This window comes from Lonsdalea britannica, from assembly GCF_946477055.1.
Lineage (GTDB): Bacteria > Pseudomonadota > Gammaproteobacteria > Enterobacterales > Enterobacteriaceae > Lonsdalea > Lonsdalea britannica_A.
The window spans coordinates 1-10996 of the sequence record NZ_CAMKXG010000108.1; the positions used below are offsets into that span (position 1 = coordinate 1).

General features: G+C 55.0%; 11 protein-coding genes. 10 read left to right on the forward strand and 1 reads right to left on the reverse strand.

Going from position 1 to position 10996, the window contains the following annotated elements; all coding sequences use genetic code 11:
- Positions 1 to 862: ABC transporter permease subunit (locus tag Q7O77_RS09125; protein WP_304166041.1), on the reverse strand; the 862-nt coding region annotated here is incomplete at its 3' end.
- 243 nt (positions 863 to 1105) lie between these two features.
- Here Q7O77_RS09125 and Q7O77_RS09130 point away from each other — a divergent pair.
- From Q7O77_RS09130 to Q7O77_RS09175, 10 genes are all read left to right on the forward strand, one after another.
- A complete protein-coding gene (locus Q7O77_RS09130) occupies positions 1106 to 1453 on the forward strand; it encodes a YacC family pilotin-like protein (protein ID WP_304166044.1) in 348 nt (115 codons plus the stop codon).
- Positions 1454 to 1561: 108 nt separating this feature from the next.
- A complete protein-coding gene (gene speE, locus Q7O77_RS09135) occupies positions 1562 to 2425 on the forward strand; it encodes a polyamine aminopropyltransferase (RefSeq protein ID WP_085651197.1) in 864 nt (287 codons plus the stop codon).
- A 29-nt stretch (positions 2426 to 2454) separates the two neighbouring features.
- A complete protein-coding gene (speD, locus tag Q7O77_RS09140) occupies positions 2455 to 3249 on the forward strand; it encodes an adenosylmethionine decarboxylase (protein WP_304166046.1) in 795 nt (264 codons plus the stop codon).
- Positions 3250 to 3450: 201 nt separating this feature from the next.
- A complete protein-coding gene (nrdH, locus tag Q7O77_RS09145) occupies positions 3451 to 3684 on the forward strand; it encodes a glutaredoxin-like protein NrdH (RefSeq protein ID WP_085651195.1) in 234 nt (77 codons plus the stop codon).
- 9 nt (positions 3685 to 3693) lie between these two features.
- Complete coding sequence (gene nrdI / locus Q7O77_RS09150) at positions 3694 to 4101, forward strand: class Ib ribonucleoside-diphosphate reductase assembly flavoprotein NrdI (RefSeq protein WP_304166051.1); 408 nt, start codon at positions 3694 to 3696, stop codon at positions 4099 to 4101.
- Positions 4101 to 6230 (forward strand): class 1b ribonucleoside-diphosphate reductase subunit alpha, encoded by a 2130-nt coding sequence (gene nrdE / locus Q7O77_RS09155; protein WP_304166064.1) that lies wholly within the window; start codon positions 4101 to 4103, stop codon positions 6228 to 6230. The genes nrdI and nrdE overlap by 1 nt, the downstream gene beginning before the upstream one ends.
- Before the next feature lie 22 nt (positions 6231 to 6252).
- The gene (nrdF, locus tag Q7O77_RS09160; protein ID WP_304166054.1) at positions 6253 to 7215 is read left to right on the forward strand and encodes a class 1b ribonucleoside-diphosphate reductase subunit beta; all 963 of its coding nucleotides are present in this window, start codon (positions 6253 to 6255) and stop codon (positions 7213 to 7215) included.
- Between the two features lie 545 nt (positions 7216 to 7760).
- Entirely contained in the window at positions 7761 to 8945 is a 1185-nt protein-coding gene (locus Q7O77_RS09165; RefSeq protein ID WP_304166057.1) for an efflux RND transporter periplasmic adaptor subunit, read from the forward strand.
- A gap of 14 nt (positions 8946 to 8959) precedes the next feature.
- A complete protein-coding gene (locus Q7O77_RS09170) occupies positions 8960 to 9667 on the forward strand; it encodes an ABC transporter ATP-binding protein (RefSeq protein WP_304166060.1) in 708 nt (235 codons plus the stop codon).
- A 10-nt stretch (positions 9668 to 9677) separates the two neighbouring features.
- A partial coding sequence (locus Q7O77_RS09175; RefSeq protein WP_304166062.1) for an ABC transporter permease occupies positions 9678 to 10996 on the forward strand: 1319 nt, incomplete at its 3' end.

Below are 10996 nucleotides of genomic sequence, written 5' to 3' on the forward strand. Positions count from 1 at the left end.
GCGGAGCCAAACCGGCGACTCCGGTCGCTCGGCCGGATGGCGATGCGGGGCGTTGATAACGGACTTGCCAGAGACGACCGTGACGCGCTATCGCGCCCAGCAGCACAATCAACGGCAGAAGCACCAGCGCCATACGCGCCGCCGTCCCGAACTGGGCCTTATCGCGCCAGAAATCCATGCTGATGGTTGTCAGGGTCGGCACCGAAAAATAGTTCGCCGCCCCGTAATCCGACACGGCTTCCAGCGCCACGACCGCCAGCCCCAGCCACAGCGTCGGGCGAACTAAAGGAAAACGAACGCGAAAAAACATCCGCAGCGCGGAAGAACACTGCAGCCGACCGGACTGCATCACGCTTTCCGGCAGGCTCATCAGCGTGGCCCGCAATAGCAGGTAGAGATAGGGAAACAGCGCCAGCGCCAGACACAAGCTGCAGCTCAGCTGACGCAGAGAGGGGCTCCAGTCGAAGCCCCAGCCTGACAGGCTGGCGAAGGAAAGCGCATAGAAGGTTTGCCGGACCGGACCGCCAAACTCCAGCAGTTCGCCGTACACGGCCGCCAGCAGATAGGACGGCATAGCCAGCGGCAGCAGGAGCGCCAGGTGCAACCAGCGCTGTCCCCGGAAACGGTAGTGGGCCATGATCAGGGCGAACGGAAGCGCCAGCAATAAACTGATTGCCGCGCTCTCCGCCATAATCGTCAGGGTATTTATCCCATAGCGCGGCAACATCGCCCACAGGGAAGCCATGCTCATGCCCGGTTCAACCACGGCCAGCACAGCCACCGCCCAGACAGGTAACAGCAGCATCCCCGCCAACCACCCGCTACTGACGCGCCAGATACTGAGATTCATAGGTAAAAGCATAGAGAAAGTTTCAGATAACACTATTAATAACAGAGCATAACTCAGTCGTCATGAAATCAATCTGCGAGAAAAAGGCAGTAATCCGGCTATTGGTCAATACTTAGCCTTGGCGGTCAGTCAAGGCCTGCTTACCACGGTGGATCGTAGTAAGCACAGGAGCGCTTAACCGCATAATAAAACTTGGAATCCGCGATAATAACTGTGGTAACGTCTCACCAACGGTAGTATGAAACAGGTCTAATCATGAAAAAATCCGCACTGGCGCTACTCTTGCTGAGTCTGTTGAGTGTCTCCTCCGCCAGTAAAGCACTTAACGAATTCGAAGCCGAAGATCTGGCCGATCTGACGGCTATTTTAGTGTATCTGAAAAATAACTGTGGCTACCAGGATCTGCCCAATGAACAAATTCGCCGCGCGCTGGTGGGATTTGCTCAGCAAAACCGCTGGGATTTGAGCAACTACAACACCTACGACATGATCACCCTGGGCGAATCCAGCTATCGCGATTTGAGCGGCATCGCCATCCCCACCCAAAAAAAATGCCAGTCACTGGCCCGAAATTCGCTCAGTCTGCTGGCGAATACCCAGTAATTGTCCAAATCCTCCGCACTGCGTGAAATTTGACCGTGCAAGCCTAATAAGAGTTAGCTATCATAGCGCGCCAATTTTCATGGCTGTTATCGCGGAGGAAGCACTAACATGTCCCAGAAAGAAATTTGGTATGAAACACTCCATGCCAACTTCGGTCAGTACTTTGCTGTAGACAACGTGCTCTATCACGAAAAGACCGACCATCAGGATTTGATTATTTTCGAAAACGCCGCGCTGGGACGAGTGATGGCGCTGGATGGCGTGGTGCAGACCACCGAACGTGACGAGTTTATCTATCATGAGATGCTGACTCACGTGCCCCTGCTGGCGCATGGCAATGCCAAACGCGTACTGATTATTGGCGGCGGCGACGGCGGGATGCTGCGCGAAGTCTGCCGTCATCGCGGCGTAGAACAGATCACGATGGTCGAAATCGACGCCGGTGTGGTGGAGTTCTGCGGTCAGTACCTGCCGAACCACAGCGCAGGCGCCTATGACGATCCGCGTTTCCGTCTGGTCATCGACGACGGCGTGAACTTCGTTAAAGCCTGTCAGGACAAATTCGACGTCATTATCTCCGACTGCACCGACCCGATCGGTCCCGGAGAAAGCCTGTTTACCTCCGATTTCTATGAAGGTTGCGCACGTTGCCTGAACGACGGCGGTATTTTCGTGGCGCAAAACGGCGTTTGTTTCCTCCAGCAGGATGAAGCGGTCACCAGCCATAACAAGCTGAGCCACTACTTTAGCGATGTCAGCTTCTATCAGGCGGCGATCCCCACCTATTACGGCGGGATCATGACCTTCGCCTGGGCGAGCAACAACCCAGCCTTACGCCAACTGAGCCCGGAAAGTCTGCAGGAACGTTTCGCCGCGACGGGAATCGACTGCCGCTACTACAATCCGGCCATCCACGTCGGCAGCTTTGCCCTGCCGCAGTATTTACTGAATGCGTTGTCAGCCGCGCGCTGAGACTCGCATCCATAAGGGGGTGAATTAAATTGCAAAAGCTGAAACTACATGGCTTTAACAATCTGACCAAGAGCCTGAGTTTTTGTATCTACGATATCTGTTATGCCAAAACGCCAGCCGATCGCGATGGTTATATTGCCTACATCGACGAGCAATATAACGCGAACCGTTTGACAGAAATCCTGACCGAAACCTGTTCTATTATCGGCGCCAACGTCCTGAACATAGCCCGTCAGGATTATGAGCCGCAGGGCGCGAGCGTGACCATTTTGGTCAGCGAGGAACCCGTAGATCCGCGTGACGTGGATACCTCGGAACATCCCGGTCCGCTGCCGAATTCGGTCGTAGCCCATTTGGACAAAAGCCATATCTGCGTACACACCTATCCGGAAAGCCATCCGGAAGGCGGGTTGTGTACGTTCCGTGCCGATATCGAAGTGTCTACCTGCGGCGTCATTTCGCCACTTAAGGCGCTTAACTATCTGATCCACCAGCTGGAATCGGATATTGTGACTATCGACTACCGCGTGCGCGGATTTACCCGCGATGTGAACGGCGTTAAACACTTCATCGACCATAAAATCAATTCAATACAAAACTTTATGTCGGATGATATGAAGTCGCTGTATCACCTGATGGATGTGAACGTTTACCAGGAAAATATTTTCCACACCAAAATGCTGCTGAAAGATTTCGATCTGAAGCACTACCTGTTCAACGCCAGCCCGGATGCGCTGAGTCCGGATGAGCATCAGCGGATTACCGATCTGCTGTATCGCGAAATGCAGGAAATTTATTACGGCAGAAACATCCCCGCCATGTGACCGCCAAGCCTAAGGGCGCCTGCCCTTAGGCTTTTATTGTGCTTAGCTTCCATAGAAATCCCATATATTGCGTGGTTGATATTTTTCACCACTATATCTAGTATTACCTTTCAGAAGACGACACAACGTGTGCCACCGCGGCAGACCGTCTCAATCGGGCGTTTCGCCCCCCTTTTTTGCGCCTAGAGGTGAATACGAATCATGAGCATTACTGTTTACAGCAAATCCAACTGCCCGCAGTGCGATGCCACCTGTCGAGCGCTCGACAAACACCAGATTGGCTATAATAAAATCGATCTGACTCAGGACGCGCAGGCGCTGGCCTACGTACGCTCGCTGGGTCACCAGCAGGCGCCGGTGGTCGTGGCCGGACAGGAACACTGGAGCGGCTTTCGCCCCGACAAAATTCATGCGCTGCGTGCCATTGCCGTCTGAGGCCAATTCATGAATCCGTTGTTGATCTATTTCTCCAGCCAGTCAGAGAACACAAGTCGTTTCATCGACCGAGTGGGAATCCCGGCCATCCGTATCCCCATTCGGCCGAGCGCGGTGATGGAAGAGGTCACGCAACCCTATATTTTGGTGGTCCCCAGCTATGGCGGCGGCACGGTGATTGGCGCGGTGCCGCGCCAGGTGATCCACTTTCTCAACAACCCTTCCCATCGGCATCTTCTTCGGGGCGTTATCGCCGCAGGCAACCGCAACTTCGGTGAAGCCTACGGTATTGCGGGCGACATTATCGCGCGTAAATGCCAGGTGCCCTGCCTGTACCGCTTCGAGCTGTCCGGTACGCCTGAAGATGTGGAAAACGTGCGTAAAGGAGTCAACCTGTGGCTACAGCAGAATCAGTGATGACGCGCCCCCTCGACAGCGGGCTCGACTACCATGCACTCAACGCCATGCTTAACATTTACGATGCCGACGGCCGGATTCAGCTGGAGCAGGATCAGCAGGCCATCAGTCAGTATCTCGCGCAGCATGTCGCGCCCAAAACGCAGCGCTTCGCCACGCTGGAAGACAAGCTGGCCTATCTGCAGGATGAGAATTACTACGAAGCCAACGTGCTGGCCCAGTACGATGCCGGGTTTATCAAAGCGCTGTTCCAACAGGCTTACGGCCACCAGTTCCGCTTCAAAACGTTCGTCGGCGCATTCAAGTTTTACACTAGCTACGCGCTGAAAAGCTTTGACGGCAAACGCTATCTGGAAGGGTTTGAGGACCGGGTCTGCATGGTCGCGCTGACGCTGGCGCGCGGCGATGAGACGCTGGCGCGCGCCCTGGTCGATGAGATGATGACCGGGCGTTTCCAGCCCGCGACGCCGACGTTCCTCAACTGCGGCAAGCAGCAGCGCGGCGAGCTGGTTTCGTGCTTCCTGCTGCGCATCGAAGATAACATGGAGTCCATCGGCCGGGCCGTGAACTCCGCGTTGCAGCTGTCCAAACGTGGCGGCGGCGTCGCGTTTACGCTGAGCAACATCCGCGAAACCGGCGCGCCTATCAAACGTATCGAGAATCAGTCATCGGGCATCATCCCGGTGATGAAAATGCTGGAAGACGCCTTTTCTTATGCCAACCAGCTCGGCGCGCGTCAGGGCGCGGGCGCGGTCTATCTGAGCGCTCACCACCCCGATATCTTGCGCTTCCTCGATACCAAGCGGGAAAACGCGGACGAAAAAATTCGTATCAAAACGCTGTCGCTCGGCGTGGTGATCCCGGATATCACACTCCATCTGGCGCGTGAAAACAAAGAGATGCACCTGTTCTCTCCTTACGACGTTCAGCGGGTTTACGGTCAGCCGCTGTCGGAAATCGCTATCAGCGAAAAATATCAGGAGATGATCGACAACCCGTCGATCCGCAAATGGACCACCAGCGCGCGTCAGTTCTTCCAGACGCTGGCCGAGATCCAGTTCGAATCCGGCTACCCGTACATGATGTTCGAAGACACGGTCAATCGGGCCAACCCGATCCACGGCCACATCAACATGAGCAACCTGTGTTCCGAGATCCTGCAGGTCAATCAGGCGAGCGAGTATGAAGAAGATCTAACCTATCGAAAAATCGGAAAGGACATCTCCTGCAACCTCGGCTCGCTGAATATCGCCAATGTGATGGACGGCAAAGACATCGGCCGTGCCGTGGAGTTCGCCGTGCGCGGGCTGACCGCCGTCTCCGATATGAGCCAGCTCAACGCGGTGCCCTCCATCGCAAAAGGCAACGCAGAGTCACACGCCATCGGCCTTGGGCAAATGAACCTGCACGGCTATCTGGCGCGGGAAGGCATGTACTACGGTTCGGAAGAGGCGTTGGACTTCACCAACATGTACTTCTACACCGTGGCCTATCATGCGCTGCGCGCCTCTAACCAGCTGGCTATCGAGCGGCAGGAAACCTTTAAAGGCTTTGAGCGCTCCACTTACGCCAGCGGCGCGTTCTTTGACAAGTATCTCCAGCAGGAATGGCAGCCCGCGACGGAGAAAGTCCGCGCGCTGTTCGAGAACAACGGTATTCACCTGCCGAACCGCGAAGACTGGCAGCAGCTGCGGGACCGCGTGATTGCGCACGGTTTGTATAACCAGAACCTGCAGGCGATCCCGCCCACTGGCTCTATCTCTTACATTAATCACGCCACGGCCAGCATCCATCCCATCGTGTCGCGCATTGAAATCCGCAAGGAAGGCAAAATCGGGCGGGTGTACTATCCGGCGCCGTTCATGACCAATGAGAACCTGCCGCTGTATCAGGACGCCTACGACATCGGCCCGCAGAAAATTATCGATACCTATGCGGTCGCGACCCAGCATGTGGATCAAGGGCTGTCGTTAACGCTGTTCTTCCCGGACACCGCCACGACCCGCGACATCAACAAAGCGCAGATTTATGCCTGGAAACAGGGAATTAAAACTCTCTACTACATCCGGGTGCGTCAGATGGCGTTGGAAGGGACAGAGATTGAAGGCTGCGTATCCTGCGCATTGTGATTTTATTGACGGAACTGACGCTATGAGCAAACTTCCCCCGCTGCGGGCGATTAACTGGAACCGACCGCAGGATGACAAAGATCTGGAGGTCTGGAATCGCCTGACCGCCAACTTCTGGCTGCCGGAAAAAATTCCGCTGTCGAACGACATTCCCTCCTGGGCGCAATTCACCGCTCAGGAGCGACAGCTGACGATTCGGGTGTTCACGGGCCTGACGCTGCTGGACACCCTGCAAAACACGCGCGGCGCGCCGTCGCTGATGCAGGATGCGATTACGCCGCACGAAGAGGCGGTGCTGTCCAACGTCTGCTTTATGGAAGCCGTCCACGCCCGTTCGTACAGCGCGATTTTCTCCACGCTGTGCCAGACCCGCGAGGTGGACGACGCCTATCTGTGGAGCGAACAAAACGAGGCGCTGCAGAATAAGGCCGCCCTGATCCTGAAACACTACGAGCACGACGATCCGCTGATGAAGAAAGTCGCCAGCGTGTTTCTGGAGTCATTCCTGTTCTACTCCGGCTTCTATCTCCCGATGTACTGGGCCAGCCGCGCGCGTCTGACCAACACGGCGGATCTAATTCGTTTGATCATTCGCGACGAAGCGGTCCACGGCTACTACATCGGCTACAAGTTCCAGCAGGGACTCAAGCGGGTGGATGCCGCCCGTCAGGAACAGATCAAAGCGTTCACCTACGAGCTACTGCAAGATCTGTACGATAACGAGGTGGACTATACCGCGGCGCTGTACGACGACGTGGGCCTGACGGAAGACGTGAAGAAGTTTCTGCATTACAACGCCAATAAGTCGCTGATGAACCTCGGCTATGAGGCGCTGTTCCCCGCCAGCATGACGGACGTCAATCCGGCGATCCTGGCCGCGCTGTCGCCGAACGCCGACGAGAACCACGACTTCTTCTCCGGCTCCGGCTCGTCGTATGTCATCGGCAAAGCCGTCGAAACCGAAGACGAAGACTGGGATTTTTGATCCCCTATGCCACAGCGCCTTCCGTCCGTTTTGGATTGAAGGCGCTGAAGGCGTGCGTGAGCAGACGTCATTAAATATGCCTCCCACGACTTCGCCGCACGGTTGGTGCGACGGCTGTACCACGTCGACGCTCCTCCATCGCTCCTTTCCTGACGCCCACCACGTCTGAAACCAACGACGCTGACGATTTCTGGCCTGACGCCCGGGCGATGCATGTTATTGCTGGTCGGCAATACCGGAACGCCGGTGGCCTCACCGCCGCCCATTCAACGGCGAATTTTCAATTCACCATAAAGTTGGCCACATATTTCAATCACCTATCCCACTGTCCCATTTTTAACTTAAATAGTTAACTTAATCCCAAAAGTGAGAATCATTTAAAACCAATAAAATAAAAAACCATTATAATCAATGGTTTAACAGTTGGCATAAAACATGCTTTATAAGCCCGAGTTTATTGGAATGAGTATGTTGGAATGGATATTAAAAGAACAATTAAGAAGGGACCTTTCAAACCCTTTTTAATCGCAGGGAGCGCGTTGTGCGTGCTTATTGCTGGGTATTTGTTGATCAGTTTTGATCCGGGCGGTTTTGAGGTCAGGGCCTCCAATGTATTGATTGGTCAGGTTAAACAAGGCGATATGACGATCGAGGTTCAGGGCAATGGCATTCTTGCTCCGCGCAACGCGACCTGGATATCGTCAAACATCGACGGCATCGTCGAGTCAGTGAAAGTTAAACCCGGCGCCGCCGTAGAGCCCGGAGACGTTATCGCCGTGCTGGTCAATCCAGAGCTGATTCAGACCACGGAAGAACTGCGTTGGGAGCTTGGCGCGAAGGAAGCCGAAAATAAAGCGCTGCGAGGCCAGCAGGAGAGCGCTTATCTGGCCGCCAAAATAGCCATTGTCAAAGCGGAACAGGAGTACCGCCACGCCAAACTCGAATATGATGTCGCCGAAATGCTGAATAAGCGTAACGACGGCTCAGTCCCCCTTCTGGTCCTGCATCGCTCAAAGCTCGCCACCGAGCAAACCCGTCAAAGCCTGATGTACACGAAAGAGCAGCTTGAAAAACTGGCCGTCGTGCAGAAGGAAAATAAAGAGGCGGACGACGCGCGGCTCAGCAAATTGAAAAATATGTTGGCGCGGGCGGAAACGCAGATACGTTCTTTGACGGTAAAAGCGAGCGAAGCCGGTATTATTCAGGTCACCAATATTGAAGTGGGACAACACATCACCAATGGATTTAGCCTCGCTCGCGTTGCGCGTAAGGATCAGCTCATCGCCGAATTAAAAGTGCCGGAGCGCCAGATCCGCGACGTCGCGCTCGATCAATCCGTGCTGATCAATACTCACACCAACCAGATCCACGGCAGAGTGTCCCGAATTGACCCCGCCGTCATCAATGGCACGGTGCAGGTTGACGTCGAGTTCACGGAACCGCTGCCCAACGAAGCGCGGCCGGACCTCAGTATCGAAGGTCGCGTGCAGGTCGCGAACCTGAAAAATGTGATTTACGCGCCGCGGCCGATGTACGCCCAAAGCAATACTCCTGGGATCGTGTATAAGCTCGCGGCAGATGGTAAAAGTGCGGTAAAAGTACCCGTGACCTTTGGGATGGGATCGGCAAATGAAATTGCTATCTCGTCAGGGCTGGTAGCGTCGGATCACATCATCTTGTCGAGCTATCAATCCTGGGAACACGTCGATCAAATAAGCATCACTCGCTAATAAAGGATTCTTATATGTCAGCAGTTGTCGAGCTTAAAAACATCAAAAAAGTGTTTTTTACTGAGGAAATGGAAACCCATGCTCTGAGTGATGTGAGTTTCACGATCAACCAAGGGGATTATGTTTCTATTTCCGGCCCGTCGGGATGTGGAAAGTCCACGCTCTTGTCCATCCTCGGATTACTGGACAAGGCCACGGAGGGCGAATATGTGATTAACGGTCATAACGTCAATACGCTGACCGCTAAGCAGCAGGCGGAAATTCGTAACCTTGAGATAGGTTTCGTCTTTCAGTCCTTTAACCTGATCAGCGATCTTACCGTTGACGAAAACGTCATGCTGCCGCTGACCTACCGCAAGGGCATCAGCAACAAGCAGATGAAAGCCATGGCGGATGCCGCGCTGGAAAAAGTGGACATGAAACACCGGGGCAGACACTACCCTTCCCAGCTGTCCGGCGGACAGCAGCAGCGCGTCGCGGTGGCGCGCGCCATCGTCGGCAACCCATCCCTACTGCTGGCGGATGAACCGACCGGTAACCTGGATTCGCGTAATGCCGATGCCGTGATGTCGTTGTTCGATCAGCTTCATCAGGCCGGTTCAACCATCTGTATGGTGACCCATGACCCGCGTTCAGCGGCCCGGGCCTTGCGACAAATAGAAATTTTCGACGGTATGGTGATTGACGACCATCAGCTGAAGCACCTCGCCAAAGTGGTTTAAGGAGAAACCGATGTCGATGATTTTTGATTTGCGCTATGCCTGTCGTCTCTTGCTAAAGCGCCCCGGTTTTTCCGTGTTCACCATGCTGATTATGGCCATCGGGCTAGGCATGTGCATTTACATGTATTCGGTCATCAACGGGCTGGTGCTGAAACCGCTGCCTTTCGAGGATGCGGAACGCATGGTGGTAGTCAGCCCGAGTATCAATGGCGTCCGGTTAGGCGATTCGCCTATCAGCTACATGGACTTCACGGACATGAAGGCGAAAAGCCAGCGTCTGGAGCAGCTCGGCTACTACTATGGCGACGTCGCCAACATCAGCCTGGATGGACAGGCCTCACGCTATATCGCCATCCGCTCAGAGCCGGATCTTTTTAGCTTCACAGGCGTACAGCCCGAGCTGGGGCGCATTTATAACGCGCAGGATACCGGAGAAGGCGCCAACCCCGTCGCGGTGATCAGTCATGAGATATGGCAGAACTATTTCGGCGGGCGTCAGGACATTCTGGATCAATCCTTTATCGTCAACGGCATCAGCACCCGAATTATCGGCGTCATGCCCGAAGGGTTCGCCTTTCCGATGAATAACCAGATTTGGCAGCCTTCGACGCTAAACCCACGGCACATCACCGTGGAGAATGCGCCGTCGATTCAGATTTTCGGCAAGATTAAGCCCGGATTTTCAGTCGACGACGTCGATGCGGAACTGAAAAACATCATGGACGCGCGAGCCCAGCAGTACCCGGAGATCAACCGAGGCCGGTCGGCTTTCGCCATCACCTTCATGGACAGCTTTATGGGGGAGGACTCTAAACCCATCTTTCTGATCATGCTGTTGGCGGTGGGACTCGTCCTGCTTCTGGCCTGCTGTAACGTTGGTAATATGCTGCTGGTGCGCGCCATCGAACGCAGCAAAGAAACCGCGATCCGTATCGCGCACGGCGCACCGCCCTTGCGCGTCGTCCTGCAAATGATGTGGGAAAGCGCGATCATCTGCTGCATGGGCGGACTGATTGGGCTATTGCTGGCCGGCTGGGGGCTGTCTCTCACCAATAAACTGATTGTCAGAATCGTGCCGGACCAACCGCCCTTCTGGTGGCATCTGGGTATCGATACCGGCACTGTGGTAAAAACGCTCGTCCTGGTGGCGCTGGCCAGCCTGATTACCGGCGCGCTACCCGCCTGGAAAATGGTCAACAGCAACGTCAACGACGTGCTGCGCGATGGAACTCGCGGCGCGCAGAGCCGTAGCAGCAGCCGCATCAGCCGCGCTCTGGTGATTTTCGAAGTCGCCCTCTCCTGCGCGGTACTGTGTATCGGCGCGCTGCT